Source organism: Thioalkalivibrio halophilus (assembly GCF_001995255.1).
Taxonomy (GTDB): Bacteria; Pseudomonadota; Gammaproteobacteria; order Ectothiorhodospirales; family Ectothiorhodospiraceae; genus Thioalkalivibrio; species Thioalkalivibrio halophilus.
This window is the reverse complement of sequence record NZ_MUZR01000008.1, coordinates 15960-41837: the sequence shown is the minus strand read 5'-3', so window position 1 is coordinate 41837 and position 25878 is coordinate 15960. Positions and strand designations below refer to the sequence as shown.

24 protein-coding genes and 1 pseudogene are annotated in these 25878 nt (G+C 65.3%); 9 read left to right on the top strand and 16 right to left on the bottom strand.

The genetic code is table 11. The features are described from left to right. The 8 genes from pheT to B1A74_RS03230 all read right to left on the bottom strand — a co-directional run bounded on the left by pheT (position 1) and on the right by B1A74_RS03230 (position 8472). On the bottom strand, positions 1-2367 hold the full coding sequence (gene pheT, locus B1A74_RS03265; RefSeq protein ID WP_077243749.1) for a phenylalanine--tRNA ligase subunit beta: 2367 nt from the start codon (positions 2365-2367) through the stop codon (positions 1-3). Next, positions 2367-3395 carry a phenylalanine--tRNA ligase subunit alpha gene (pheS, locus tag B1A74_RS03260; protein ID WP_077243748.1) on the bottom strand — a complete coding sequence of 343 codons (1029 nt, stop codon included), beginning with the start codon at positions 3393-3395 and terminating at the stop codon, positions 2367-2369. The genes pheT and pheS overlap by 1 nt, the downstream gene beginning before the upstream one ends. A 136-nt stretch (positions 3396-3531) precedes the next feature. Further along, positions 3532-3891, bottom strand: coding sequence for a 50S ribosomal protein L20 (gene rplT / locus B1A74_RS03255; protein WP_018869320.1), 360 nt, complete (start codon positions 3889-3891; stop codon positions 3532-3534). Positions 3892-3911: 20 nt separating this feature from the next. Further along, positions 3912-4112 carry a 50S ribosomal protein L35 gene (rpmI, locus tag B1A74_RS03250; RefSeq protein WP_018869319.1) on the bottom strand — a complete coding sequence of 67 codons (201 nt, stop codon included), beginning with the start codon at positions 4110-4112 and terminating at the stop codon, positions 3912-3914. 101 nt (positions 4113-4213) lie between these two features. Further along, positions 4214-4711 (bottom strand): translation initiation factor IF-3, encoded by a 498-nt coding sequence (infC, locus tag B1A74_RS03245; protein WP_425274669.1) that lies wholly within the window; start codon positions 4709-4711, stop codon positions 4214-4216. Between the two features lie 39 nt (positions 4712-4750). Continuing rightward, a complete protein-coding gene (gene thrS, locus B1A74_RS03240) occupies positions 4751-6673 on the bottom strand; it encodes a threonine--tRNA ligase (protein WP_077243746.1) in 1923 nt (640 codons plus the stop codon). Between the two features lie 161 nt (positions 6674-6834). After that, complete coding sequence (locus tag B1A74_RS03235; RefSeq protein WP_077243745.1) at positions 6835-7662, bottom strand: flagellar motor protein MotB; 828 nt, start codon at positions 7660-7662, stop codon at positions 6835-6837. Continuing rightward, the gene (locus B1A74_RS03230) at positions 7663-8472 is read right to left on the bottom strand and encodes a motility protein A (RefSeq protein WP_077243744.1); all 810 of its coding nucleotides are present in this window, start codon (positions 8470-8472) and stop codon (positions 7663-7665) included. Positions 8473-8522: 50 nt separating this feature from the next. Between B1A74_RS03230 and B1A74_RS03225 the strand changes: the two genes are divergently transcribed. After that, positions 8523-9590, top strand: a complete 1068-nt coding sequence (locus B1A74_RS03225; protein ID WP_077243743.1) for a serine/threonine protein kinase — start codon at positions 8523-8525, stop codon at positions 9588-9590. An 18-nt stretch (positions 9591-9608) separates the two neighbouring features. Here B1A74_RS03225 and ppk2 read toward each other — a convergent pair whose 3' ends face one another. After that, positions 9609-10442: a polyphosphate kinase 2 gene (gene ppk2, locus B1A74_RS03220; RefSeq protein ID WP_077243742.1), complete on the bottom strand. Its 834-nt coding sequence runs from the start codon at positions 10440-10442 to the stop codon at positions 9609-9611. Between the two features lie 138 nt (positions 10443-10580). Between ppk2 and B1A74_RS03215 the strand changes: the two genes are divergently transcribed. Both B1A74_RS03215 and B1A74_RS03210 read left to right on the top strand, forming a co-directional pair. Then, positions 10581-11105 (top strand): NfeD family protein, encoded by a 525-nt coding sequence (locus B1A74_RS03215; RefSeq protein WP_019021978.1) that lies wholly within the window; start codon positions 10581-10583, stop codon positions 11103-11105. Further along, positions 11102-12097, top strand: coding sequence for an SPFH domain-containing protein (locus B1A74_RS03210; RefSeq protein WP_019021977.1), 996 nt, complete (start codon positions 11102-11104; stop codon positions 12095-12097). Before B1A74_RS03215 ends, B1A74_RS03210 begins: the two co-directional genes overlap by 4 nt. Positions 12098-12163: 66 nt before the next feature. Here B1A74_RS03210 and B1A74_RS03205 read toward each other — a convergent pair whose 3' ends face one another. Together B1A74_RS03205 and B1A74_RS03200 are read right to left on the bottom strand one after the other, a co-directional pair. Continuing rightward, positions 12164-13243, bottom strand: a complete 1080-nt coding sequence (locus tag B1A74_RS03205; RefSeq protein WP_077243741.1) for a lipoyl protein ligase domain-containing protein — start codon at positions 13241-13243, stop codon at positions 12164-12166. 66 nt (positions 13244-13309) lie between these two features. Continuing rightward, the gene (locus B1A74_RS03200; protein WP_208855973.1) at positions 13310-15463 is read right to left on the bottom strand and encodes a TonB-dependent receptor plug domain-containing protein; all 2154 of its coding nucleotides are present in this window, start codon (positions 15461-15463) and stop codon (positions 13310-13312) included. Positions 15464-15609: 146 nt separating this feature from the next. Between B1A74_RS03200 and B1A74_RS03195 the strand changes: the two genes are divergently transcribed. From B1A74_RS03195 to B1A74_RS03185, 3 genes are read left to right on the top strand one after another with little or no spacing between them, the layout of a single operon-like run. Beyond that, the gene (locus tag B1A74_RS03195; protein ID WP_077243739.1) at positions 15610-16110 is read left to right on the top strand and encodes an ATP-dependent zinc protease family protein; all 501 of its coding nucleotides are present in this window, start codon (positions 15610-15612) and stop codon (positions 16108-16110) included. Continuing rightward, a complete protein-coding gene (gene rimK, locus B1A74_RS03190) occupies positions 16107-17012 on the top strand; it encodes a 30S ribosomal protein S6--L-glutamate ligase (protein ID WP_018946102.1) in 906 nt (301 codons plus the stop codon). Before B1A74_RS03195 ends, rimK begins: the two co-directional genes overlap by 4 nt. After that, the gene (locus B1A74_RS03185; RefSeq protein WP_024329742.1) at positions 17013-18095 is read left to right on the top strand and encodes a succinylglutamate desuccinylase/aspartoacylase family protein; all 1083 of its coding nucleotides are present in this window, start codon (positions 17013-17015) and stop codon (positions 18093-18095) included. 48 nt (positions 18096-18143) lie between these two features. Here the strand turns inward: B1A74_RS03185 and B1A74_RS03180 are convergent, their stop codons facing one another. The 5 genes and pseudogenes from B1A74_RS03180 to B1A74_RS03165 all read right to left on the bottom strand — a co-directional run bounded on the left by B1A74_RS03180 (position 18144) and on the right by B1A74_RS03165 (position 23283). Continuing rightward, on the bottom strand, positions 18144-18737 hold the full coding sequence (locus B1A74_RS03180) for a CBS domain-containing protein (protein WP_018946104.1): 594 nt from the start codon (positions 18735-18737) through the stop codon (positions 18144-18146). 188 nt (positions 18738-18925) lie between these two features. After that, a pseudogene (locus B1A74_RS14585) lies at positions 18926-19034 on the bottom strand (IS481 family transposase); the annotation flags it as partial. A gap of 50 nt (positions 19035-19084) precedes the next feature. Continuing rightward, positions 19085-19354 (bottom strand): hypothetical protein, encoded by a 270-nt coding sequence (locus tag B1A74_RS03175; protein WP_077243738.1) that lies wholly within the window; start codon positions 19352-19354, stop codon positions 19085-19087. A gap of 17 nt (positions 19355-19371) precedes the next feature. After that, positions 19372-21735, bottom strand: coding sequence for a S8 family serine peptidase (locus B1A74_RS03170; protein ID WP_244269161.1), 2364 nt, complete (start codon positions 21733-21735; stop codon positions 19372-19374). A gap of 111 nt (positions 21736-21846) precedes the next feature. After that, positions 21847-23283 (bottom strand): hypothetical protein, encoded by a 1437-nt coding sequence (locus B1A74_RS03165; protein ID WP_024329737.1) that lies wholly within the window; start codon positions 23281-23283, stop codon positions 21847-21849. A 426-nt stretch (positions 23284-23709) separates the two neighbouring features. Here B1A74_RS03165 and B1A74_RS14550 point away from each other — a divergent pair, with 426 nt between their 5' ends. The 3 genes from B1A74_RS14550 to csm6 all read left to right on the top strand — a co-directional run bounded on the left by B1A74_RS14550 (position 23710) and on the right by csm6 (position 25878). Next, positions 23710-24192, top strand: a complete 483-nt coding sequence (locus B1A74_RS14550; RefSeq protein WP_051130347.1) for a glycine zipper 2TM domain-containing protein — start codon at positions 23710-23712, stop codon at positions 24190-24192. A 113-nt stretch (positions 24193-24305) separates the two neighbouring features. Beyond that, positions 24306-24599: a hypothetical protein gene (locus B1A74_RS03155; RefSeq protein ID WP_024329735.1), complete on the top strand. Its 294-nt coding sequence runs from the start codon at positions 24306-24308 to the stop codon at positions 24597-24599. Positions 24600-24741: 142 nt separating this feature from the next. Beyond that, positions 24742-25878: a CRISPR-associated ring nuclease Csm6 gene (gene csm6, locus B1A74_RS03150; protein ID WP_024329734.1), complete on the top strand. Its 1137-nt coding sequence runs from the start codon at positions 24742-24744 to the stop codon at positions 25876-25878.

Genomic DNA, 25878 nt, shown 5'->3' with positions numbered 1-25878 from the left:
TCAGTGCCTCAGGGTCGCATTGAACCGGCTTTCGAGGTGCGCCACCACCGCATCGGTCACGGCGGTCACATCGGAGTCATCAAGCGTGCGATCAAATGCCTGCAAAATCAAGCCCAGAGCCAGACTCTTCTCGCCCGGATTCAAACCCTTGCCCTGGTAGACATCGAACAGCCGGACGTCACGCAGCAGCTCCAGCTCGAGTTCGCCGATCGCCGCCAGCAGATCCCCGGCGGGCACGTTCTCCTGCACGACCAGGGCCAGATCCCGCCGGATCGAGGGATAAGCCGACAGGGGCCGGAACTGCGCCACCGGGTCGGTACTGACGGTCCGTGCATCCAGGTCGAACAGGAACACCGGGGCCCCGAGGTCGAAGCGCTCCGCCAGCGACGGATGCAGCTTGCCCACCCAGCCGATCGGCTGTTCGCCGGCCAGCACACGGGCACTCTGACCATCGTGCAGCGCGGGATGCTTCTCCGCGCGGAAGCGCAACGGCTCCGCCAGGTTGCCGCAAAGGGTCTCCACCTCGCCCTTGGCGTCGAAGAAGTCCAGCTCGCGGGATGCCGTCTCCCAGTGCTCGGGCATGGCCCGTCCGCTCAGCAGCCCGGCCAGCCGGGGTTCCTGGGACAGGCCGGAGGCCCCGGGCACGAAGCGCAGGCCGTGTTCGAACAGCCGCAGGTCGTACTGCTGCCGGGCCGTATTCCAGGCGGCCGTGCTCACCAGCCCCGGCCACAGACCGGGGCGCATCACGCTCATGTCGGAGGCGATGGGGTTGGCCAGCGCCAGCGGCTCCACCTCGGGATAGAAGCGCTGCGAAACCTCGCGGTCGATGAAGCTGAAACTGATCACCTCGTGGAACCCGCGCCGGGTCAGACCTTCCCACAGCGCCTTCAGGCCACCCGGCGGCGTCACCGGCGGCACCGCGCCCGGCAGGGTGCGCGGCAGACGGTCATACCCGTGCACCCGCGCCAGTTCCTCGATCAGGTCTTCCTCGCGCTCCAGGTCGAAGCGCGCACGCGGGGCCAACACCCGCCACGTGCCATCGCCACCGGGCTCCACCACGCAGTCCAGCGCCCGCAGGATACGCTCCACCTCGCCGTCGTCCAGGGCGACCCCGAGCAGCCGCTCAATACGTCCGGCGCGCAGGGTGATCGGCCGTTCATCGTGCGTCGAGGGGATGTCGCCGACCGTCTCCACGGGCCCGCAGGCGCCGCCGCAGATCGCCAGCAACAGCTCGGTGGCCCGTTCCATCGCGCGCGGCACCAGGGTGGGATCCACACCCCGCTCAAAGCGATGCGACGCATCGGTATGCAGCCCGTGTTCGCGAGCCCGGCCCGCCAGCGCACGCGGCGCGAAATGGGCACATTCCAGGACCACCCGGGTGGTGTCGTCATCCACCGCCGAAGCGGCTCCGCCCATGATTCCGGCCAGCGCCAGCGGTTGGGTCTCTCCGGCGATCACCAGATCCCGCGCCGACAGCTCCACCGTCTGCTCGCCGCCCAGCAGGGTCAGGGACTCGCCCTCGCCGCCCCGGCGCACGCGAATCACCTCGTCGGCACGGTCGGCATCGAAGGCATGCAGCGGCTGACCCAGCTCCAGCATCACGTAGTTGGTCACGTCGACAATCGCGGAGAGCGGGCGCACCCCGGCCCGGCGCAGGCGTTCGGACATCCACAGCGGCGTGGGTGCCCGGGCATCCAGACCCTCGAGGATCCGCCCCGAATAGATCGGACAGGCCTGCGCATCGTCGACGGTCACGCGCACACGTCGATCCAGCGTCGCCTCCACCGCGGGCGCCGGGCGGACCTGCAGCGGCCGGTCCAGCAGGGCCGAGCACTCGCGGGCGATCCCGCGCATGCCCAGACAGTCTGCGCGATTGGGCGTCAGGTCGACCTCCAGCACATGATCATCCAGCCCCAGCGCCGTGCGCAGGTCGCTGCCGACTTCCAGGTCCGCGGGCAGATCCAGGAGGCCCTCGGCGTCCTCGGCCAGGCCGATCTCGCGTGCGGAACAGAGCATCCCTTCGGAGGCCACGCCGCGCAACTTCGAGCGCTTGATGCGGAACTCGCCCGGCAGCTCCGCCCCGACCACCGCGACCGGCGCCACCATTCCCGTGTAGACATTGGGTGCGCCACAGACGATGTTCAGCGGTTCCGCCTCGCCCGCCTCCACCTGACAAACCCGCAGGCGGTCGGCATCCGGGTGCGGCTCCACGCTGATCACCCGGCCGACCCGCACGCCGTGAAAGACCGGCGCCGCCGCTTCGATGGCGTCCAGCTCCAGCCCCGCCATGGTCAGGCGGTGCCCGAGCTCCCGCGGGGTCTCGTCGATCTGCAGCCAGTCCTGCAGCCATTCCATACTGATGCGCATTAGCCTGCCTGCCCGAATTGCCGAATGAAGCGGATGTCGTTGTCGAAGAACAGCCGGAGGTCATTGACCCCGTGGCGCAGCATGGCCATGCGTTCCACGCCCAGGCCAAACGCGAACCCGGTGTATTCCTCCGGGTCGATCCCCACGTGACCCAGTACGTTGGGATGCACCATCCCGCAGCCCATCACCTCCAGCCACCCCGTGTGCTTGCACACGCGACAGCCTTCACCGCCGCAGTGCACGCACTGGATGTCCACCTCGGCCGAAGGCTCGGTAAACGGGAAATACGATGGCCTGAAGCGCGTGGCCAGATCGTCGCGCTCGAAAAAGCCCCGCAGGAACGCATCCAGCACCCCGCGCAGATCGGCAAAGGTGATGTCACTGTCCACGCACAGCCCCTCGATCTGATGGAACATCGGGCTGTGCGTCAGATCGGAATCGCAACGGTAGACCCGCCCGGGCGCGATCGCGCGCAGAGGAGGTTTCTGCTGTTCCATCGCCCGGATCTGCACCGGCGAGGTATGCGTCCGCAGCACGCGGTGGGCATCGAAGTAGAACGTGTCGTGCATCGCCCGCGCCGGATGATGCGCCGGGATGTTCAGGGCCTCGAAATTGTGGGTGTCGTCTTCCACCTCCGGGCCCTCCGCCACGCGGAACCCGAGACCGGCGAAGAAATGCTCGATGCGTTCGATGGTCGAGGTAATGGGATGCAGCGCCCCGCCGGCGGGACGGCGCCCCGGCAGGGTCACGTCCACCCGCTCGCGCGCCAGCTGCGCCTCGCGCTCGGCCTCGGCAAGCGCGGTCCTGCGCGCCTCGATGGCCTCCGCCACCCGTTCCTTGGCCGCGTTCACCGCCTGCCCCGCGGCCGGCCGTTCTTCCGCCGGCAGCCGGCCCAGCTCCTTGAGCTGCGCGGTCAGCACACCCTTCTTGCCCAGATAGTGGACCCGGACATCATCCAGCGCCTTCAGGTCCGTGGCGGCCTCGACCCGCGCCAGCGCCTCGTCGGTCAGCTCCTGCAATTGCTCCACGTACTGCCCCCTTTGCAAACAAAAAAGGGAGGGCCTGAACCCTCCCCTTTCGGGATCCCCGCATGATCCGGGGTTGCCGGCCTTTCCCGCCCGCGCTCCGGCGGGCCGTCGAGGCCGGCGATGATCCTGCGGGATCTCAGGCCGCCTGAGCGGCTTTCGCCTGTTCGGCCAGCTTGCCGAAAGCGGTCAGATCGTGCACCGCCAGATCGGCCAGCGACTTGCGATCGATCTCGATGCCGGCCTTCTTCAGCCCGCTCATGAAGCGGCTGTAGGACAGGTCGAACTGCCGCGCGGCGGCGTTGATGCGGACGATCCACAGCGAACGGAAGTCGCGCTTTTTCTGGCGACGGTCACGATAGGCGTACTGGCCAGCCTTGATGACCGCCTGGTTGGCAACGCGATAGACGTTCTTGCGTGCCCCGTAGTACCCCTTCGCCTGCTTGAGGACCTTCTTGTGACGGGCGTGAGCGGTTACACCGCGCTTGACTCGTGGCATATCTCGATTCCTCGGTCAGTTCAACGATGGTTGGGCAGCATCTTGCGCACGGCGGCCGTGTCGGCCTCGTGCACCATCGCCGGGCTGCGCAGGTGACGCTTACGCTTGGTGGACTTCTTGGTCAGGATGTGGCTGCGGTGCGACTGGAACCGCTTGTACTTTCCCGACCCCGTACGGGTGAAGCGCTTGGCCGCACCCCGGTTGGTCTTGATCTTGGGCATTTTCTTCTCCGGCATTTCGGACCGGTTCCCCGCAGGGCCGGTCGTTTGTGAAAAGGGCGATCAGGTATGCGGAAACCCGCCGCCCCTTGTCGATGTCCGCCCTACTGCTTCTTGCGGGCCGACATCACCATGATCATCTGGCGTCCTTCCATTTTGGGGCGCTGTTCCACCACCGCGATGTCGGACACGTCCTGTTCGATCTTGTCCAGCAGCTGATTGCCCAGCTCCTGGTGGCGCATTTCGCGACCACGGAAGCGGATGGTGACCTTGGCCTTGTCACCCGCCTCGAGGAAACGCCGCAGATTCCGCAGCTTGACGTTGTAGTCGCCCTCGTCCGTTCCGGGACGGAACTTCACTTCCTTGATCTGGATCTGCTTCTGCTTTTTCTTGGCTTCCTGAGCCTTTTTCGACTGTTCGAACTTGTACTTGCCGTAGTCCATGATCCGGCAGACCGGCGGCTCGGCATTCGGCGAGATCTCCACCAGGTCCAGGCCGGAATCGCGGGCCATCTCGAGGGCCTCGTCGCTGGTGGTAATCCCCCGGTTCTCGCCTTCGGCGTCGATCAGCCGGATTTTCGGGCTCGTAATCTGATCGTTCAGGCGAACGGTTTTCGCTGCGCTAATGGCCTTTTCTCCAGTTCAGGTTCCGGTGCCCCGGCTGGCAACCTCTTTCCCGAGGCGTTCGCTCAGTTCGTCCAGGGACATGGTGCCGAGGTCTTCCCCGTCGCGGGTACGAACCGCGACCTTGCCCTCTTCCATCTCCCGGTCTCCGAGCACCAGCAGGTACGGCACGCGCTTAAGCGTGTGCTCGCGGATCTTAAAGCCGATCTTTTCGTTTCTCAAGTCGGGCTCGATCCGAAAGCCCTGCTCGCGCAGGCGCCGCGCCACGTCCCGGGCGTAATCATCCTGGCGTTCGGTGATGGTCAGCACCGATGCCTGCACCGGGGCCAGCCAGGTCGGGAAATGCCCGGCGTAGTGCTCGATCAGAACGCCGAAGAAGCGTTCCACGGAGCCCAGCAGGGCGCGATGGATCATGATCGGCCGCCGCCGCTCATTGTCTTCGGCGACGTACTCCATGTCGAAACGCTCGGGCAGATTGAAGTCGAGCTGAATGGTGGAACACTGCCACTGGCGACCGATCGCGTCGTGGATCTTGATGTCGATCTTGGGACCGTAGAACGCACCGCCACCTTCGTCCAGGGTGTATTCCAGCCCCTTCTTCTCGATCGCGCCGCGCAGGGCCCGGGTCGCGTGATCCCAGATCTCGTCCGACCCGACCGCATCATCCGGCCGGGTCGACAGGTTCACGTCGAAATCCTCGAAGCCGAAGGTCCGCAGGGTCTCCAGCGTGAGGTCGATGACGCCCATGACCTCGTCCTCGATCTGATCCTCGCGACAGAAGATATGGGCGTCGTCCTGGGTGAACCCGCGCACGCGCATCAGGCCGTGCAGCGCCCCGGACATCTCGCGCCGGTACACCGTGCCCATCTCGCCCCAGCGGATCGGCAGATCACGATAGGAATGCAGCCGGTCCTTGTACATCAGCACGTGGAACGGGCAGTTCATCGGCTTGAGCTGGAACGCCTGGTGCTCGTCCTGCATCGGCTCGTACATCGAGTCGGCGTAAAACTCGGCGTGCCCGGAGGTATGCCACAGCTCCAGGTTGGCGATATGCGGCGACACGACGAAGTCGTAGCCGGCCTTCTCGTGCATCTCGTACCAGAAGTTCTCGATCTCGCGGCGGATGCGCGCGCCCTTCGGGTGCCAGAACACCAGCCCGCCGCCGGCCTCGTCCTGGATGGAGAACAGGTCCAGCTCCGCGCCGATCTTGCGATGGTCACGGCGTTCGGCTTCCTTCAGGCGATGAAGATGCTCCTCCAGCTGCTGCTTGTTCGGCCACGCGGTGCCATAGATGCGCTGCAGCATCTCGTTGTCGGAATCGCCGCGCCAGTACGCCCCGGCCACGCTGGTCAGCTTGAAGGCCTTCAACTTGCCGGTGGACGGGATGTGCGGGCCCCGGCACAGGTCGATGAAATCGCCCTGACGGTACAGCGAGATGGTCTCGCCCTGCGGGATGGATTCGATGATCTCGGCCTTGTATTCCTCCCCCATGTTGCGGAAGTACTCCACCGCCTCGTCGCGGTCCATGGTCGAGCGCTCCACCGGCAGATCCTGCTTCGCCAGCTCCTTCATGCGCTTCTCGATCTTTTCCAGATCTTCCGGCGTGAAGCCGCGGTCATACGCGAAGTCGTAGTAGAACCCGTTCTCGATGGTCGGGCCGATGGTCACCTGGGCATCGGGAAAGAGTTCCTTGACCGCCTGCGCCATCAGATGCGCGGTGGAGTGGCGGATGATCTCCACGCCTTCCGGATCGCGGTCGGTGACGATCGCGACCTCGGCGTCGTCATCGATCTCGTGGCGCACGTCCACCAGTGCGCCATTCACCTTGCCGGCGACGGCAGCCTTCGCCAGGCCGGTGCCGATGTCCTTCGCCACGTCCATGATGGTGACGGGTTGATCGAACTCGCGGCGGCTGCCGTCGGGGAGGGATACTGCAGGCATTGCGAAACTCCTTCGCCGACCCATACGCGGGGTCGAACGTCGCTGATTCAGAAAATGAAAAGGGTTCGGACAACCGAGTTGCAGAGGTTATCACGAACCCCGCACAAACCGACACGAATCCCTGCCCGCAGCGGGGCGGGGCGCCCCGGCCCGTCGGCCCCTCACCCTTCGGGCACGGCCTGGTCCAGCGGTACCGGCTCATCCGGCCCCGAGTCCCCACCGATGATATCGGTCGACCCCCCGCCCGGATCGGCGTCGTCATCGTCCATAAGCAGCACGTCCACCCGCCGGTTGCGGGCGCGGCTTTCGGCATCCACGTTCGGGCGCAGCGGACGGGTATCCGCATGGCCGGTCGCACGCATGCGGGCCGGCTCCACCCCGGTGCCCTCCATCACGTGCACCACCGAGACCGCCCGCGCGGTGGACAGGTCCCAGTTGGAGCGGAAACGTTCGCTGCGGATCGGCAGATCGTCGGTATGCCCGGCAATCACGATCTGGCCCGGGGTCTCGGCCAGCACCTCGGCCACCCGTTCCAGCACCGGCACGAAGTCCACGTTCAGATCCTTCTCCCCGATCTCGAAGGCGGCCTGCTCCTCGAAACGCAGCAGGATACCGGCGTCTTCTTCCGCCATGTCGATCAGCCCCTGCTCGAGCTCATCCTGCAGGGCCTCGCGCAGGGCCTCGGTGATCTCGTCCTGCTCGCGGTATTCCGGTTCGGGTTCCGGCTCCTCGACGGTGCGCGGCTCCGGCGAGCGGCCTTCGAGGTCGATAACGGTGGGTTCCGGAATGGCGGGCACTTCCTCCTGCACCTCGGTGGAGCCCAGCACCTCGCGCAGCGAATCGGCCATCTGCTCGTACTTCTCCGCGTCGATGGTGGAAAAGGCGTAAAGCATCACGAAGAACACCACCAGCACCGCCATCAGATCGGCGAAGGTGGTCATCCAGCGCGGTGCGCCACCCTCGCCTTTCTTGCTCCTGCGCACGGCCATCTACGAAGACGAACCCTGAGGCTGCCCCTCGGCCTGTCCCTGCTTTTCGAGCTCCTCGGCCGCCTTCTCGCGCTGCTTGCTGGGCAGGTACGGGAGCAGCATCTCCTCGATCATGCGCGAATTGAAGCCCTGGTGGATGCAGTTGACGGCATCCACGATCAGGCTCCGAGTGATGTGCTCGGAGCGCGCCCGCATCTCCAGATTGTCCGCGATGGGCAGGGCCACAAGCTGCGCGAAGATCGCGCCGTAAAGCGTTGTCAGGAGGGCAACGGCCATGCCGGGGCCGACCGCTTCCGGGCTTTCGAGGTTGCCCAGCATCTGCACCAGCCCCACCAGCGTTCCGATCATGCCGAAAGCCGGCGCCTGCTCGCCGATGGACCGGAACACCCTCTGACCGGTCTCGTGACGCTCCAGCGACAGTTCCAGGTCCTCGCGCAGCACGTGCTGGATGCGGTCGGGCTCGAAGCCGTCCACCGACAGCTGCAGGGCCTTGGCGTAGAACTCGTTCGGGGTCTCCTCGTCTTCCAGCGCCAGCAGCCCTTTCTTGCGCGCGACCTGGGCCAGCTCCTTGGTGCGCTCGATCAGGGCACGCGGGTCATCCGCCGGCTCATAGAGAGTCTTCCCCGCCACCCGGAACGAGCTCATCACATGCCGGAACGGGAATTTGATGAAGGTGCCGGCCATAGTGCCGCCCACCACCACCAGCACTGCCGGCGTGTGCCAGAAATCGGCCGCCTGGCCGCTGAGCATGATGGCCCCCAGGATGGTGGCCAGGCCCAGCAGCACGCCGAATAGGGTTGCCTTGTCCAAATCGGACCCCGTATGAGATGAAACCTGGGAAAGTGGGTCTATCCTAATATATGCGGGCCTCCGGCGCGCGTCCCGACCGTGACCCGCGGCCCGGCACCCGTCCGCTGTGTCACAATCCACCGATGGCCGCACATCCCTACGACGCCCTGACCCCCGAATGCATCCTGGATGCAGTGGAATCTACCGGCCTGCGCTGCGACGGACGCCTGCTGGAACTCAACTCGTTCGAAAACCGCGTCTACCAGATCGGCACCGAAGATGCTCGGGGAGGATCACGGCCGATCATCGGCAAGTTCTACCGCCCCGGGCGCTGGTCGGATGCCGCCATCCGCGAAGAGCACGCATTCGCCCTCGAGCTGGCGGCGGCGGAGATCCCGGTGGTCGCCCCCCTGCCCGATGCCGACGGCGAGACCTTCCACGAACACGCCGGCTTCCGCTTCGCGCTGTATCCGCAGCGCGGGGGCCGCAGTCCCGATCTGGAACAGCCCGAGGTGCTGGAACGCATCGGACGCTTCATCGGCCGCATCCACACCGTCGGCGCCGCCGCCCCGTTCCTGCATCGCGAGGTCATGGACCTTACCGGTCTGGCCACCGCGGCCCGCGAAGATGTCCTGTCCGGCGAGCATCTGCCGCCGGAACTGGTATCGGTCTATCGCGACCTCAGTGCCGACCTGATCGAGCGTCTGCGGGACTTCGAGCCGATACTGGGCGAAGTCCCGGCGATCCGGCTGCACGGCGACACCCATCGCGGCAACCTGCTGTGGACCGACGCCGGCCCGCATTTCGTCGACCTCGACGATGCCCGCACCGGGCCCGCGGTGCAGGATCTGTGGATGTTCCTGTCCGGCGATACGCCGACCATGACCGGACAGCTGCTGGACCTGCTGGAGGGATACGAGGACTTTCGTCCCTTCGACCGCCGCGAGCTGGCCCTGATCGCCCCGCTGCGGGCCCTGCGCATCCTGCGCCATGCAGCCTGGCTGGCACGCCGCGCCGACGACCCGGCCTTCGTCCAGGGCTTCCCGGTGTTCTACACGCCCCGTTTCTGGGAGGAGCACATCCTCACGCTGCGCGAGCAGCGCGCCGCCCTCGACGAGCCCCCTCTGAACCTGCCCTGAAGCTCCTCGTACGCCCCGTCAGTAGCGTGCGGGGATGTATTTGCCGGTCAGCAGCGGGCCGCGCGCGTCCTGATCGTTGGCCCACACGCGGGGTTCCAGCTCCGGTTTCTCGGGTGGATGATCACTGTAGGGGATATTCGCGAGGATATCCGCGATGCAGTTGAGCCGCGCGTGGCGCTTGATGTCCGCATCCACCATGCGCCAGGGGGCATGCGCGGTATCGGTATGGCGCAGCATGTCGTCCTTGGCCTTCGAGAACTCGTGCCACAGCTCCCGGGACTTCAGATCCATGGGCGAGAGCTTCCAGCGCTTGACGGGGTCCTCCACCCGCGCCTGAAAGCGGCGTTCCTGCTCCTGCTCGCTGACCGAGAACCAGTACTTGTACAGCTCGATGCCGTCTTCCACCAGCAGCCGCTCGAACGTCGGACAGGCATCGAGAAAGCGCTGCACCTCTTCTTCCGAGGCGAAGCCCATCACCCGTTCGACCCCGGCCCGGTTGTACCAGGAACGGTCGAACAGCACGATCTCGCCCGCCGTGGGCAGATGCGCGGCATAACGCTGGAAATACCACTGCCCGCGTTCGTGGTCCGAGGGTTTCCCCAGCGCGACGGTGCGCACGATGCGCGGGTTGCTCTTCTCCATGATGCGCTTGATCACCCCGCCCTTGCCGGCCGCGTCGCGGCCCTCGAACAGGATCACCACGCGGCGGCCTTCGGCCTTCACGCAGCGCTGCAGCTTGACCAGCTCCACCTGCAGCCGCCGCAGCTCGCGTTCATAGACCTTGCGCCGCAACACGCCTTCCTTGTTGTAGTCCTCGGCATCAAAGCGCCGCAGGCGTTCCCCGTCCGCCATCTGCTATCTCCGGCCATCGCAAACCCTGAGTATGACAGCCCGTGCGGGGCGCGGGCATCCACTCGGGACCGTGACCATGCATTGCAAGCCCGCGCCGAGTCGGGCAGGGTCGAACCACGCAACGGAAGGAACCGAATCATGGCCGACATCGCCTCCTGGGCCGGGGCCCTCGATCCCTGGCAGATCTGGCTGCTCGCCGCCCTGCTGATCCTGATCATCGACCTCGCCATCCTCGGCGGGCTGATGTCGGGCGGTGGCGGCATCACCCTTGTACTGGCCGGCGGCGCCCTCGGTGCCATGGTGGCCGCGGCCTTCGGTGCCGAACTGGCCGGCCAGCTCAGCGCCGGCGTGGTCGGCATGATCCTGGCCGGCGCCCTGGCGTTCTGGGTCGGCCGCCGCTGGGCCGGCCGCCCGCAGCAGGGGCCGCCGGATGATCCCCGGGTGCGCGACGAGATCCTGCACCTCGAACCCTACAATGGAGGGCTCGGCGTGCGCGTGCTGGGCGATGCCTACCCCGCCCGTCCCGAGGATCCGCAGCAGACCCTGCAGGAAGGCGACCCCGTGCGCATCCAGCGTTTCCAGGGCATCACCGCCGTGGTCCGGCCGGCCGGCGACGACCCCGGCACCCACTCCAGCCACACCAACGAAGGGAATCCCGCATGAATACGCTCATCACCCTCATCGCCATCGCCGTCCTCGTGGCGGTCTTCCTCAGCATGGGGATCACCATGATCCCGCAGCGCCGCGCCCAGGTGATCGAACGCCTCGGCAAGTACCACCGCACCCTGGAGCCGGGCCTGAACCTGATCATCCCGTTCATCGACCGTCCCCGGGCGATCACGATCCTCACCTTCAAGAACGACCAGCCGGTGGTGAGGACCGAGGACAAGATCGACATGCGCGAGGTCGTGCTCGACTTCCCCAGCCAGTCGGTCATCACTCAGGACAACGTCGGCGTACAGATCGACGGCGTGCTCTACTACCAGATCATGGACCCGCAGGCCGCGGTCTACGGCACCGAGAACCTGGTGCTGGCGATCCAGACCCTCGCCCAGACCTCGCTGCGCTCCGAGATCGGCACCATGGAGCTGGACAAGATCTTCGAGTCGCGCCAGGAGATCAACGCGCGCCTGCAGACGGTGATGGACGAGGCCGGCAACAAATGGGGCCTGAAGGTGAACCGCGTGGAGATCCGCGATATCGACACCCCGCAGGAGATCCGCGAGGCGATGAACCAGCAGATGGTCGCCGAGCGCAACCGCCGCGCCACGGTGCGCGAGGCCGAGGGCTACAAGGAAGCCGAGATCCAGAAGGCCGAGGGTGACAAGCAGGCGGAGATCGCCAAGGCCGAGGGCCAGAAACAGGCCGCCATCCTGGTGGCCCAGGGCGAGAAGGAGGCCATCCAGAACGTGATGGCCGCCCTCGAGGGCAAGGCCGACGACCCGATGGCCGGCGTGCAGTACCTGATCGCGCAGCGCTACATCGAGATGCTGCCCGAACTGGCCAAACAGGGCGACCGCGTGTTCGTGCCGATGGAAGGCACCGCCCTGCTGGGATCACTGGGCGGCATGCGCGACCTGTTCGGTGCCGGAGCGATGTCCAGTGTCGACAGCCCGGCCGCACCGGTGACCGGCTCCCCGACGCAGGGCAGCTGACGCCGCGCGCCACGGCACGCCCATGGCGGCCGGCCCCGGAAACGGACCGGCCGCCGCAGCCTTCCCTCAGTGCGGTTCGTGGTGGCGAGCCGCCAGGATGGCCGCCGCCACATCGCCGGGTTCGATGCCCGGGGCATCCAGCCCCACCCCGGACATGGCCGTGGCCACCGCATCCTGCAGCACCGGCTCTTCCAGCGGGATCCCCTGCAGGGCCTCCGCGACCCGGTCCATGCCGTCTTCGGGGAACACCGTGAAGTCGCCGGACAGCAGGAGATCGGCGATCTCGTCGTCCTTTTCCATCAGCTGCGCGCGGATCAGCCCGCCGGCCGCCTTGTGCGCGCCCTCGGTCAGGTGGGTGCCCGCGGCGATCTTGACCCCCATCTCGACGAACTTGCGGCCCTTGCGATAGGTCCATTCGGGATCCGCCAGGGCCTGCACCTGTTCGTCAATGGCGGCGGCCTCCTCGGCCGTCGGTTCGCTCAGCTCGACGTCCACGTCCAGCTCCTCGCCGACCCGCTTGAGGAAGGCGTCGCGCACCGTCTCGCGCGGCGGCTTCTCGCCCAGCTCGCGGGTCAGCGTGGTGATGTAGTCCTCCATGCCGGCACGCAGCTTGTCGCGGAACTTCTCCGACGGCACCTTCAGGCACTGCGCCATGGTCGCGGTGTCGAAATCGAACATGAAACTGCCGACCATCACGGTGGCATCGCCGATGCTGGCAGCACCCGTCCCCCCGATCTTGCGCCCGTCCACGTGGATATCGTTCACCGGCCGGAAGGTCGCATTGACGCCCAGATCCTGATACGTGTGGATCACCGGATCGATGAATTTCTGATAGATCTGCGAGACGATGCGCGGCGCCTTCGCGCTCGGATAGATGAAGTGGAAGAACATCTGGTCCCGATCCAGATACACCGCGCCGCCACCCACATGCCGGCGCACGATGGGGAGGTTCTGTTCCTCGCAGTACTCCTCGTCCACCTCCAGGGCGATCTCCTGATGCAGCCCCACGCAGACGTAGGGATCATCGGGGTTCACCAGGGTCAGGACCGGATCGTCGTCCGGCCCCATCGCCTCGGCCACGCCGTGGTACACGGCCTGGGAGCGCAGTGCGGGCTGCTGCCCGAAATCGATCACGCGCAAACGCATCTTCCTTCCTCTGATCGAGCGGGGCCGCGGCCCCGGTATCCATGACGGCTCCGGTCGCGGGCCGGATCAGAACTCAGCGTACCAGACCACCCCGAAGCTGCGGCCGGGGGCGAGGATCTCCTGCGCGCCACGCGCCGGGTCGATCTGGTCTTCCCGCTGCCCGGTCACGTGCTCGCGGTAGGCCTTGTCGGCGATGTTGTTCACCTGGAAGGTCAGCTCGTTGTGGCGCAGCAGACCGGACGGCTGGAAACGATAGCCCACCAGCAGATCCCCGGTCGCGAAGCCGGAGGTCTCGCGTTCGGTATTATCCGTGAAGCGGTCCGCCGTGCGATCCTGGCGCGCCACCGCGCGCAGCCGGCCTTCCCACTGCCAGCCCTGATCCACCGAGCGACGCAGCGCGATGCTGGCCTCCGGCGGCGGCATCTCCGCCAGCGGCTCGTCGAACCGGCTGTCGCGGTTCTCGCCGCGGATCCAGGTGCCGGTGAACTCGCCGGTCACGTGCTCGGTGAACGGGCGCCGGACCTGCAGCTCGACCCCGCGGATGCGCGCCTCGTCCAGGTTGACCGTCTGGCGCTGGCCGGCCTCCGGCACCACACCGCCGATGTAGTCGCGGATCCGGCTCTCGTAGGCAGAGACCATGTAGCTGAAGCCCTGCAGATGGCCGCGCGCCCCGACCTCCAGGGTCCGATTACGCTCGGGATCCAGCTGCGGATCGGCCTGCCAGAAGTTGCCGTCGCTGTAGGGGTAGGTCAGGAACCGTTCGATCAGGCTGGCCGAACGGTAGCCTTCGGACAGACTGACATAGGGATTGACCTCCTCGCGCAGGTCCCAGTTGAAGCCGGCGGACCAGCTCAGGTTGTGATCCACCTGCTGCAGGTCCCCGTCAGCACCGAAAACGGCATCCGCATCCCCTTCCACGCGGTCGTAGCGCACTCCGAGGTTCAGGGTTCCGGCATCGAGGAAGGTCTCGTGCTGCACGAACACGCCCTGCGAATCGATCTGTCCGTCGTCGATCAGATCCATGAACAGCGCGTCATCGTCATTCGGCCGGAAATCCTGGTTCACGTTACCGATATAGGAATCCGGACTGGCCCGCAGACGCCAGTACTCGGCGCCGACCAGCAGGATCTGGTTGTCGGTCGGGAACAGCTCGGTCTGGATGCGCGCCCCGTCGGTGGTGAAATCAGTGTCCGAGACGCGGTAGTCCCGCCCCAGCGCATGGCTCCAGTCGTAGTTGCCGCGCGAGAGCTCCTGACGGTACACCGAGGCCTCGACGCGAGGCGCCCAGGCCCCGCCAAAATCGCCCTGGTAGGTCGCCTCCAGCAGATCCCGGGTCTGCGTCGGCGTGTAATGGGTATTCAGCCCCTGAGGCGGCGCCTGCATCCGCAGAGCCGCTTCATCCGGATCATTGGGATCAAGGTTGGCCGGATCCATGGGGTTGAACGTCCGCGACGCCAGATACCACACGTCCTCGCGCTCGTCGCGCTGGGCACGGAAACCAAGTTCGTGATCCGGCGTCAGGCGGGTGCGATAGCGCAGGTGATAGGCCTCCTGGCGGGTACCGCTGTCGTCCAGGCGGTCACCGTCGCCCATGCGGTAGTCACCGGTATCCAGATAGGCGGTGGAGAAGTCCAGCACGTGGCGTTCGTTGGAGGCCGTCACGCCCAGCGCCGTGCGCAGTCCGCGATCCACCGAGCTGTACCCCAGGCGACTCCAGGCGTTCATCTCCTCTTCTTCGGTGAAATCGCCGCTGCGGGTGATGATGTTGATCACCCCGCCCATCGCGCCGGAACCGTAGAGCACCGAACTCGGGCCGCGCACGATCTCGATGCGTTCGATCAGGTCCATGTTCACGTAGGAGGCGAGCGAGCCGCGCGCCGGCGGCTGCATCGCGTTGACCCGCACGCCGTCCACCAGCACCAGCACCTGGTCACGCTTGAGCCCGCGGATGATCGGGTCCTGCCCCACCGAGCCGTCCACCGCGGTGGCCAGGCCCGCCTCGCCGCGCAGTAGGTCGCCCACGCCCACCCCCGGGCGGTTGCGGATCTCGTCGCGGTCGATGACCGTGACCGATGCCGGCGTATCCTCGATCAGGGTCTCATAGCCGGTGGCCGTGACCGATACCGGTGCCAGCTCCACGGCCTCGTCCTGGGCCAGGGCCGCGCCCGGCAGGGCCAGCAGCGTGGCCAGCGTCGTCTTCCCGATGGTACGTTGCGTCATGGTGATCTCCCCCGTTCCGAAGCCGCGCAATTTAGGCACCTGACGGCCGGGCCGCAAACCGATCCCCACAGCTCACATGGACTTCATCAGGAGACGTTGATGTACTGCAATCGGCTGTACCCGGAAATCGGGCCCGCGAGGGGCGGATGAAGACCCGTCCGGTACTTGGCTGGCGCGAGTGGGTGGGGCTGCCGGAACTGGGGCTCGACTGGATCAAGTGCAAGGTCGACACCGGCGCGCGCAGCTCGGCGCTGCACGCCTTCGCGATTGAAACCTTCGAACGTGACGGATGCGAGTGGGTCCGCTTCGGCATGCATCCGCGCCAGCAGGACAGTACGACCGAAACCTGGTGCGAGGCGCCGGTGCTGGACGTACGCCCGGTCACCGATTCCGGCGGCCACCAGAGCGACCGCTACTTCATCCGTACGCCCGTGCGCATTGGCGATTCGCTGCTGCCGGTGGATTTGTCCCTGACGGCTCGCGATACCATGCTGTTTCGCATGCTGCTCGGGCGCGAGGCGATGCGGGGCCGGTTCCTGGTCGACCCCGGCGCATCCTTCGCCCTGGGGAAACCTCCGGAGCGACCCGACATCCTGCAGCAGGACCACGACGACGAACCCGCAACCAGCCCCCGGGAAACCCCATGAAAATCGGCATTCTGTCGCGCAACGCCAAGCTCTACTCCACCCGCCGCCTGGTCGAGGCCGCCCAGGAACGCGAGCACGAAGTACGGGTGGTGGACCCGTTGCGCTGCTACATGAACATCACGGCGCACAAGCCGCAGATCCATTACAAGGGCGACATCCTCGACGAGTTCAACGCGGTTATTCCGCGCATCGGGGCCTCGATCACGTTCTACGGCACGGCGGTGCTGCGGCAGTTCGAGATGATGAACGTCTATCCGCTGAACGAATCGGTGGGCATCTCGCGCTCGCGCGACAAGCTGCGCAGCCTGCAGCTGCTGTCGCGCCGCGGCATCGGCCTGCCCGTCACCGGGTTCGCCCACTCCCCGGACGACATCGACGACCTGCTGGCCACGGTCGGGGGCGCGCCCTGCGTGATCAAACTGCTGGAGGGCACCCAGGGGCTGGGCGTGGTGCTGGCCGAGACCAAGCAGGCGGCCGAGAGCGTGATTCAGGCCTTCATGGGGCTCAAGCAGCACATCCTGGTGCAGGAATACATCAAGGAGGCGAAAGGCGCGGATATCCGCTGCTTCGTGATCGGCGACAAGGTTGTCGCGTCGATGAAGCGACAGGCGAAGGAAGGCGAGTTCCGCTCCAATCTGCATCGTGGCGGGAGCGCGGCACTTTGCCGCATCACGCCGGAGGAACGCGCCACCGCGGTGCGCGCGGCCAAGGTGATGGGCCTGAACGTCTGCGGCGTGGACCTGCTGCGTTCCAATCACGGCGCAGTGGTCATGGAGGTCAATTCGTCGCCCGGGCTGGAGGGCATCGAGGCCGCCTCGGGCAAGGACGTGGCCGGCATGATCATCGACTTCATCCAGAAGAACGGCAAGCCCAATCGCACCAAGACCAAGGGGCGCGGCTGAATGGCCGGATTGCCCCGGGCGCGACGCAACCGACCGGTCACGCTGGGCGACACCACCGTCCAGCCCGGTGAACGCCGCACGGTCGAACTGCAGGTCGGCAGCCTGTACACCGACGCCCCGGCGCACATGCCGGTGCAGGTAGTGTGCGGGCGCCAGAAGGGGCCGGTGCTGTTTGTCAGCGCCGCTATCCACGGTGACGAGATCAACGGCGTGGAGATCATCCGCCGGCTGCTCAAGGCCCCCGCCCTGCGGCGCATGAAGGGCACCCTGCTGGCCGTGCCGGTGGTCAACATGCACGGCTTCATCAACCAGAGCCGCTACCTGCCCGACCGGCGCGACCTCAACCGGCTGTTCCCGGGCTCGCGCAAGGGCTCACTGGGGGCCCGGGTCGCACGCCTGTTCATGCGCGAGATCGTGCACAACAGCACCCACGGCATCGACCTGCACACCGGGGCGATCCATCGTTCCAACCTGCCACAGATCCGCGCCAACCTGGACCACCGCGAGACCCGCGAGATGGCGCAGGCCTTCGGCGCACCGGTCATCCTCAACTCGGCCCTGCGCGACGGCTCCCTGCGCGAGGCCGCCGCCGAGCGGCAGGTCCCCATCCTGCTGTACGAGGCCGGCGAAGCCCTGCGCTTCGACGAACTCTCCATCCGCGGCGGGGTACACGGAATCATCGAGGTGATGCGCTACCTGGGCATGCTGCCGGCGCCGCCCCGCCAGCGGAGACGCAAGGAACCGGTGATGGCGCGTTCCGCCAGCTGGGTGCGGGCCCCGGAGAGCGGCATCCTGCGGATCTTCGTGCGCGAAGGGGACCGCGTAACCCGCGACCAGACCCTGCTGGCGATCGTCTCCGACCCGTTCGGCGAACGCGAGACCGAAATCCGCGCCCCGGTATCGGGGATCGTGATCGGCCAGCTGCGCCTGCCCCTGGTGAACGAAGGCGACGCGGTCTTCCACATCGCCCAGTTCCACCGCACCGACATCGCGGTGGAACGCCTGGAAACCTTCCAGGAAGACCTCGAAGCCCCTGGCTACCCGTATACCGACGGCGGCACCGACCGCAGTGAAGGGCCGTAACCGCCCCGGGGTTACGGCTCCCCGGGACGGACCTCTCCGCTGCCCGGGTCAGGAAGCCAGGGAACGCTCCAGCTCGGCGAACGTCTGGGCCGGCCCCTCGGGCGAGACCTCCACGCCCAGCTGACGCCCGACCTGGGTCGCCGAGAACAGGCCGCACACCGCCTCGCCGCCGCCATCCAGGGACGTCACAACCAGGGCATGCTGGCGACCGGATTTCTTCAGGGTCTCGACCACGTCGCCGACCCGCGAGTGTTCGACCTTGTCAAGATTGATGGCCTCCAGTTCGCTGACCTTGCTCATCACGTGTTTTACTTGCACCGCGTCACGCGGGATCCCTTCGTCCTGTGCGGCCTTCACCGGCCGCTCGCCCATGATGTCGCGCGCGGTCACCACACCCTTCACCGAATCCCGGCCGTCCACCACCAGCAACAGACGCACTCCTGCATGGATCATCCGCTGGAGGGCCTCGTCGGCTTGCATCTCCGCGGTAGCGGTCACCGCCGGCACCTTGCGCAGGTCGGTCATCGCGCGGTCAGCCGGTGATTCCGGCGTCACCCGTGGCGCCAGCACGCCATCGCAACGCAGCACGGTGGCATCCGCCGACAGCGGACGAGTCTGGATGGGGGCAAAACTCTTGTTCATGAACCGCTCCTTGACGTGGTTGCACGGCCCTCACGTTCGTCACGTGGAGGTCATGTCCTTTGAGTGTAGTCAGGAATGCGCCGTTCCGCGTCGCCCGGGGACGGAAAATCGAGAGCGGTAAAATGTGGCGTCCCCGGCAGGATTCGAACCTTTCTCGTGAATTACCAATTATCAGATCCCGGCTGGTTCTATACCCGTTTACGAAACAAATCGGGGCGTTCCTGTTGCCATGCCTTGAGTGTCTCCACCGGCGTTCGATGCCGCGACGCTTTTTTGCCCGATCTGACGGTTGTACAGGCCTGTTCGTCCCGAAGGGTATGCCAGCCACCCTTTTTTCACGGCTTCGCTCACGGTTTCGGCTCCTCTACGCACCGATCACGGTTCGTCGTGTAGCCCTCGCCATCCCAGAAGAAGATCGCCGCCGGCACCGCGACATCTTCTTTCAGCGGTTCCGGGCGATACTGCATGCACCCGCCCTCGTCCCGGCCAATCGGGACATAGCGAACGCTGGGCTCCGATTCGCCGGCCTTCGATTCTTGGGTTTCGACCCCGGCCTGACCGCCGCCGGCGCATGCGGAAAGCATGGTGGCCCCCGCGAGGGCCACCATGAGGGTCATGGCATATCGAGCCGCCATCAGAACCGCACCGCGTAGGTCACGGCACCGGCCCATTCACCCGAGGCGTTCGGGTCATGGTTCGGCTGGTCCATGTACAGCAGATTGGCGTTGAACCGGCTGTCCCGGTCGGGCATGAAGCTGTAGCCCAGCTCGATGTCCGTCTGGCGACCGTCGGTGCCAATGCTGGCCGTGCGGTCCTCGCGAACCACCTCACCATCCACCGTTCGGCCGACCGGCACACTGGCCTCGATCTCCCCACCGGTCACCCGCATCGGCTGGTTCGCCATGAGCGCGACCTGATGGTCATCGCCGTCCCACGCCACGCCCAGGGTGGCCTGTTCGGTGCGCAGGTTGTCGATGGAGCGGATCATGCCGGCACCGCCGTCCATACGGCCCTGGCCGTACTCGTACTGACCCGTCACGCTCAGTCGATCCGACACGGCATATTCCGCCCCGAAGCTGGTGACATGCAGCTCGTGTTCGTCACCCAGGTTCAGCGCGCCATAGCCGCGGGACCCCAGCATGCCGTTGTCCTCACGCAGCATGCCCTGACCCAGCGACAGCCGCAGATCGTCCGTGGCCTGCATGTGCAGGGCGACGTCCTGGCGGTCCACGCCGTAATCCGACAGACCCACGGTGTCTTCGCTCAGCATGCGCTCGGCCGGATCTTCGTCCGATCGCCCGGACCAGTATTCCGCGCTGATGCTGAACGTATCGGTCAGGCCCACCTCGGCGGCGACGCCGGCCACATCGTCCAGACTGTGGGTGAACTGCGGCGTGGTGCTGGACAGCATGGCGGTATCCGCCCCCTCCAGCACGGTCTCCATCGGGTTCTCCTCCCCACCCTGGAAGCCGAACGCGGACATGCGGGTATCGTCGAATTCCATGTCGAAACGACCGGTGAGCAGTTCTCCGGAATCCGTATAGCGCGCGGCCATGCTGACACCTTCGGCGATCTCGATGGATTCGTCACCCGCCACCGAGGCATTCCCCAGGTGCGTTTCCAGCCGCTGACGGACATGCGTGTCCAGCGCGAATCCGCCCGCATGATGCCCGCTCAGGTCCACGCGGTAGTCACGGCCCAGTTCGTCGAACGCCACCGCGCCGTCGAACAGCTCTTCGTCCGCCTGGAAGCCGTTGCCGAACGCGTGCGACCAGGACGCGTAGCTCTCCTGAACATCGTGGCTTTCGTCATCCTCGACCTGTTCGCCGGCCGGCTGGACGACATCGCCTTTCGGTTCCAGAGCGGCCTCGAAATCCGCATGACCCTGGCCAAGATAGTAATAGCCGCAGTTCAGGTCTTCGTTCGGCCCGCAGTCGTTTTCTTCATAAAGCTCCGACTCCTGGCTGGCCGTCTCGAGCAGACGCCCGGTGGCCTCGGATGCGTCCAGATGCGGCCACTGCGCGATGATTCCGGTCACCATGCCGGCAATCCGCGGGCTCGCGAACGAGGTCCCTCTGAACATCCCTTCGGCGTCGTCGTCGGTATTCGTTGCCGAACGCGCCGTGAAAGGCGCCACCAGGAACCGATCCTGGATTTCTTCATCCTGGCCCGGGTAGTTGCTGCTCGCGTGTTTCTTCCAGTCGTGCGAACCACCCGCAATCAGGATTTGATCCCAGACCTCACCCAAGTATTCAAAATCATCCGGATTGATATACTCACCTTCCCCATCTTCGGTTACATCATCCTTGCTCAGATTGTTTCCATCGTTACCGGCCGCAAACACTGCAGCAGTCCCCACCTCGATGGTTTCGCTTTCGCCATCTTCCTGTGGTTTTTCGTACGTGACCTCCTGAATCTGCTCGACCGTTTCTTCGTAATCCCACGTCGACCATTGGTCCCCCAGGGACGCATTGATGACCCGAGCCCCTTCATCGACGGCATGCGCCACTCCATCACGCACATAACCACTGAAAACCGTCCCATGATCATCCGCTGCAGCAATCAGCTCCATTCGGGCATTCCCGCTGATCCCGAATTCTTGCCCACCGAGCAGGGCTGCAACCGGGGTTCCATGGACATAATCCGGATTCCCGTCATCATCTTCCGTGGCTTCCACGCTATCCCGGTCGCCCGCCACGGCCTTCGTGCCCGACACACGGCCATCGAATTCTTCATGACTCGGACGGAATTCAGCATCGATGACCGCGACCTGGACTTCCACGGTGTCCCCGTCATCATCCAGGATCGCCTGCTGATCGTAGGTTGGCAGTACGCGTGTATCTTCTTCCTCGCCGTTGTCGGAGCCACCTCCACCACCATTGCTACTGCTTCCACCGCTACTGGCGCAGCCGGACAGTGCCACGATTGCTGCCGACACGGCGACGGCCACGAAGGTGGGACGAAAACGGTCCCTGAATTCAGGGTCTATTGAAATCATCATGATTCGGATCTCCCTGGTTGTTGCCGGGGCCAGCCCTGCGTGCGCTGCACAAGGCTGGCCCCAATTTCTTGTTTTCGAATCACGCGGAATGTCGACCGCGTTCGGGTCTCAATCCATCAGCTCCTGACCGACCACCAGATAGGCCTCCCGGGTCATCGTGTCCCGGTCTTTCTCGTCGAACACGGCCCGGCCGGCTTCGCCTTCAACGGGGTCAATCGGCACTCGGTTCCGGTCGGCCATCTCTTCTTCGAGCGGGGTTGTGAACAGGGAGATCGACCATTCCCAGGATTGCGAGGCACGGGCATCCTGAGCCGCCATCACGGCCACGACCATGCCTTCCTTCCCCTCGACCGGGAACGTCCCCTCGTCGGTCATCTCCCCCGCCGGTTGGGCGTGGTCTTCCACGGTCGTCCGGATCAACGCATCGCGATACTCACGACGCGACCGCTGGAGAGCCTGCTGCTCTTCCCGAACCTCGAAGGACTGCACGTTCGGTTCCGCACGTTCCACTCCGTCCAGGCGCCCCTGAACACGCTCTCGCTCGCGTTCGGAACGTGAGTGTTTCCGGTTGAGATCGCGCGCACTTCCATGCTTCGAGTCCGCCTCGTTCTGACGCTCGGAGAGCGTTTGTCGAGCCTGGCGAAGCTCGCCCCGGAGACTGTCCTCGGGTGCGTTGCGTCCAATCGGACCGAGCTCCTCTGTCACCTCGTAGGCCTCCAGCAGCCTCGAAGCCAGGATCGGGTCCAGGACCTCATTGACCCCTTCGCCACCATCGAAGGGCGATGGATCACGGTAGGGCGTCGGGGTCGCGAAAAGGCATACTCCGTGGGAGTCTCGAGCATCCACGGTAAGTGAGCTGTCCGGCCGTGGGCATTCCTCCCCCGGCCCCTTCTCCCACTCACGCCACGAATAACGACGCAGGTGGTCCAGCGTGTTGATGGGCAGATCTTCTGCCTCGATCGCCTCGTTCAGTTCCTGGCGGACCGTCTCGCGGATGTCTTCGAACTCCTGTTCGGCTTCCTCGATCTCGTCCTCGAGCTCGCTCACCGCTTCCACTTCGTCCCGCAGCATTGCTTCGCGCGCTTCGATCGCCTCCTCCGTTTCCGCAAGATCGGCGTCGATCGACGACAGCTCCTGCGAGAGCTCCTCCCGCCGCGCCTCGATTTCCTCTTCCCGTTCGGCCTTGATCGAGCGCCGGACTTCCAGGTACTCGGAGTGCGCCGCGCGCAGGGCCTCGCTTTCCGGGCCTTCGTACAACAATTCCGGTTTCGAACCGTCACCGGGGGTGTCCAGATAATCGGACAGTTCCTCGAGATGAGCGGCCACCGGCTCCAGCTCCGCCTCAACCTCGGTCGAAAGCATGAACGACCAGCCCGTTTCGAGCGTTTCCTCGAATTCTACCCAAATCATCCGGGCCACTGCACGTTCCTCTTCCGACTCCAACGCATCGAAATCGATCTCGGCCTCCGTGGGATACGAGTCGCACCCGGTCGCCAGTACCGCAAGCGCCGCGCTGACGCCCGCCACAAGAAGAGTCCTCTTCATGTCGCCTCCTTATTGTTTTCCTCGCAATTCAGTCTGCAGTGCATACCGATAGCGTTACCGTATCCCGACCTGCTAGACCGCTTCCGGAACGACAACCTTGTCGATCCCGGCCGAATCCTGAATATCTAGCGGGAATTCCCCAATCGGACGATGGCAGCCTCCCAATATCGTTCACGGGGGGTCGCGCTGAATGAGGTGCGCATACAGCGCTTTGCTCCGGGCCGGTCAGATTCGTACCGGGGGAATCTGGCCGGCATCGGGGCTATATGGGCAGGAACCGAACGTGGACGGGCCGGTAGCCGAACATGGACCGACACTCCGTTCTGACGAGTCCCGCAAGGTTGCCGGCCCGGACACCTTTGGCACCGCCCGTTATCGTTGCATTCGAGGTCAACACAGCCAGAAACTGGCCGAAGGAGACACAGGATGCTTAACGGGATGGCCAAACTGTCGCTCGCGCTGTTCATTGGCATTGGGGCCACCGGTTGCGCCAACACCCCCGTAGGTTCCGGTGATTACGAAACCGGACAAACCCGGTCGACCGGGACAGTGCAGACCGGTGAGGTGGTCGATGTTCGGCAAGTACGGATCCGCGAGGACGCACGGTCCGCGTTCGGTCGGCGTGGCGGGGTCGGTGCCAGCGCCGGTGCCGCTGCCGGCGCTCTGCTCGGGGACAATGTGGGCGGCGGGTCCGGCCGGGATCTTGCCCGCGTTGTCGGGGCCGGGGCCGGCGCGATTGCCGGGTCCCGGGTGGACCGAGAACTCGCAACCCAGAGCGGCCTGGAAATCGAGGTTAGAAAAGACGACGGCAGCCACGTTGTAGTGACGCAGGGAGACGATCAGACGTTTCAAGCCGGACAGCAAGTCCGTCTGATCAAACACGGAAGGACTTACCGCGTGGCACCCTGATGGATGGCAGGCAGACCGCGCCGCGATCCATCTACGGCGGGGGCATTCTGAACACAGGTACCCTGCACAAGCTTCTGCCCCCCTGAATTCTTCAGAAAACAGGAGAGTCCCTGATGAGCAACGAGAAACCGACTCCCGACAACCAGGACTCGGAAGAGGAAACGCCGCCGGAGGAACAATCCTTCATTGACACGGTACTCGATCACCTCGATCGAATCGGGGCCGGCCTCCAGAAAGCAGCGGATGCCAGTCAAAACCTGGCCGAGAAGGCGGCGGAAAACAACGAGCCACGCGAGACGCATCGCGGATTCGGGAACAAGAGTCCCCGTTCGTCGTCGTTGCCCTGGTGGATATACGGCCCTGACGCCGATAACGAACATTCGCCACCCAGCCACGAGGACGACTGAACATCCGCCCTTCGGCAGGTGATCGCCGGCCCGCCGTTCGGCCATACCGGACCTCCGGTCCGCCCCAATACGGCGGCCATTGAAAGACCCTGTGCCGGTAACAACCCAGAACACAAACACCAACCACGGAAACCACGAAGCCATGGAAAGCGCCGAAACCCACTCTACGCCCCGCAACGCGCTTCTTTGCGTGGCGGGGCTCGCACCCCAGATCATCACGGAAACACTCTACGGACTTGCCGTGCAGCGTGATCCCGCTTTTGTCCCCGACTCCATCCATGTCGTGACCACCCAGGAGGGAGCCGAACGCGCCCGCCTCACTCTTCTCGACCCCTCGCAAGGGTATTTCTACCGTCTTTGCGCTGATTACGGTCTGGATCCCGAACAGATTGACTTCAGCGCCGAAACCATTCATGTCATACGTGACCAGCACGGCCAACCACTGGATGACATCCGGGATCCCGCCCACAATGAAGCTGCGGCCGACCTGATCGTCGACCTCGTGCGCCGCCTGACCCAGGATCCTCAGCTAACGCTGCACGCGTCCATCGCGGGCGGGCGCAAGACAATGGGCTATTACCTTGGCTATGCGCTATCGCTGTTTGGGCGACCGCAGGATGAACTTTCCCACGTTCTGGTTTCCGAGCCGTTCGAGGGTCACTACCAGTTCTTCTACCCACCGCACACCCCGGTTGTACTGTATACGCGGGAACAAAAGCCGATCCGTACCAGCGACGCGGAAATCACCCTCGCCCAAATCCCGTTTGTTCGTCTGCGCGGCGGACTCTCCGATCTTCTGGTAGAGGAAGGGGTCGGTTTCTCCGAAGCGATCAACCGGGCGCAGGCGAGCCTCAAGCCGCCGCGTCTGGAACTGGACCTGGAGCGTCTGGAAATTCACTGTCGCGACGAGACGCTCACTCTCAGCCCGGTCAATTTCGCGTTTTATCTCTGGCTGGCACGCCGCGCTCGCAATGGTGAGCCGCCTGTAGCCCGCCAGGAAGTCGGCCCCGAGTACGCACAGCAGTTTCTTCAGGCATACTACGACATTTCCAACCCCATGGCGGGCGATCGTGAGCGCGTCGAGAAAGCCGTCAAAGAAGGAATGCCTCCGGACTATTTCGACCAGCGCAAGTCCCACGTCAACAGGGAGCTGAACAAACTGGGCCCCGCCGCCGAGGCCTACCGGATTCAGCAAACGGGCTCCCGGCCTCGCGTCCGATACCAGCTCACGTTGGACCCGGAGAAAATCGAGATCCGGCCTTCCACTCGCGGACCCTAG

Excerpts from the sequence above, each read along its gene's own strand:
- csm6 (WP_024329734.1), top strand. The coding sequence starts at position 24,742 with ATGGAAAGCGCCGAAACCCACTCTACGCCCCGCAACGCGCTTCTTTGC.
- rplT (WP_018869320.1), bottom strand. The coding sequence starts at position 3,891 with ATGCCACGAGTCAAGCGCGGTGTAACCGCTCACGCCCGTCACAAGAAG.
- B1A74_RS14550 (WP_051130347.1), top strand. The coding sequence starts at position 23,710 with ATGCTTAACGGGATGGCCAAACTGTCGCTCGCGCTGTTCATTGGCATT.
- pheT (WP_077243749.1), bottom strand. The coding sequence starts at position 2,367 with ATGCGCATCAGTATGGAATGGCTGCAGGACTGGCTGCAGATCGACGAG.
- rimK (WP_018946102.1), top strand. The coding sequence starts at position 16,107 with ATGAAAATCGGCATTCTGTCGCGCAACGCCAAGCTCTACTCCACCCGC.
- B1A74_RS03165 (WP_024329737.1), bottom strand. The coding sequence starts at position 23,283 with ATGAAGAGGACTCTTCTTGTGGCGGGCGTCAGCGCGGCGCTTGCGGTA.
- B1A74_RS03170 (WP_244269161.1), bottom strand. The coding sequence starts at position 21,735 with ATGATTTCAATAGACCCTGAATTCAGGGACCGTTTTCGTCCCACCTTC.
- B1A74_RS03205 (WP_077243741.1), bottom strand. The coding sequence starts at position 13,243 with ATGCGTTTGCGCGTGATCGATTTCGGGCAGCAGCCCGCACTGCGCTCC.
- B1A74_RS03210 (WP_019021977.1), top strand. The coding sequence starts at position 11,102 with ATGAATACGCTCATCACCCTCATCGCCATCGCCGTCCTCGTGGCGGTC.
- thrS (WP_077243746.1), bottom strand. The coding sequence starts at position 6,673 with ATGCCTGCAGTATCCCTCCCCGACGGCAGCCGCCGCGAGTTCGATCAA.
- B1A74_RS03175 (WP_077243738.1), bottom strand. The coding sequence starts at position 19,354 with ATGACCCTCATGGTGGCCCTCGCGGGGGCCACCATGCTTTCCGCATGC.
- ppk2 (WP_077243742.1), bottom strand. The coding sequence starts at position 10,442 with ATGGCGGACGGGGAACGCCTGCGGCGCTTTGATGCCGAGGACTACAAC.
- B1A74_RS03180 (WP_018946104.1), bottom strand. The coding sequence starts at position 18,737 with ATGAACAAGAGTTTTGCCCCCATCCAGACTCGTCCGCTGTCGGCGGAT.
- B1A74_RS03215 (WP_019021978.1), top strand. The coding sequence starts at position 10,581 with ATGGCCGACATCGCCTCCTGGGCCGGGGCCCTCGATCCCTGGCAGATC.
- B1A74_RS03195 (WP_077243739.1), top strand. The coding sequence starts at position 15,610 with ATGAAGACCCGTCCGGTACTTGGCTGGCGCGAGTGGGTGGGGCTGCCG.
- B1A74_RS03235 (WP_077243745.1), bottom strand. The coding sequence starts at position 7,662 with ATGGCCGTGCGCAGGAGCAAGAAAGGCGAGGGTGGCGCACCGCGCTGG.
- B1A74_RS03185 (WP_024329742.1), top strand. The coding sequence starts at position 17,013 with ATGGCCGGATTGCCCCGGGCGCGACGCAACCGACCGGTCACGCTGGGC.
- B1A74_RS03155 (WP_024329735.1), top strand. The coding sequence starts at position 24,306 with ATGAGCAACGAGAAACCGACTCCCGACAACCAGGACTCGGAAGAGGAA.
- B1A74_RS03225 (WP_077243743.1), top strand. The coding sequence starts at position 8,523 with ATGCGGGCCTCCGGCGCGCGTCCCGACCGTGACCCGCGGCCCGGCACC.
- rpmI (WP_018869319.1), bottom strand. The coding sequence starts at position 4,112 with ATGCCCAAGATCAAGACCAACCGGGGTGCGGCCAAGCGCTTCACCCGT.
- B1A74_RS03200 (WP_208855973.1), bottom strand. The coding sequence starts at position 15,463 with ATGACGCAACGTACCATCGGGAAGACGACGCTGGCCACGCTGCTGGCC.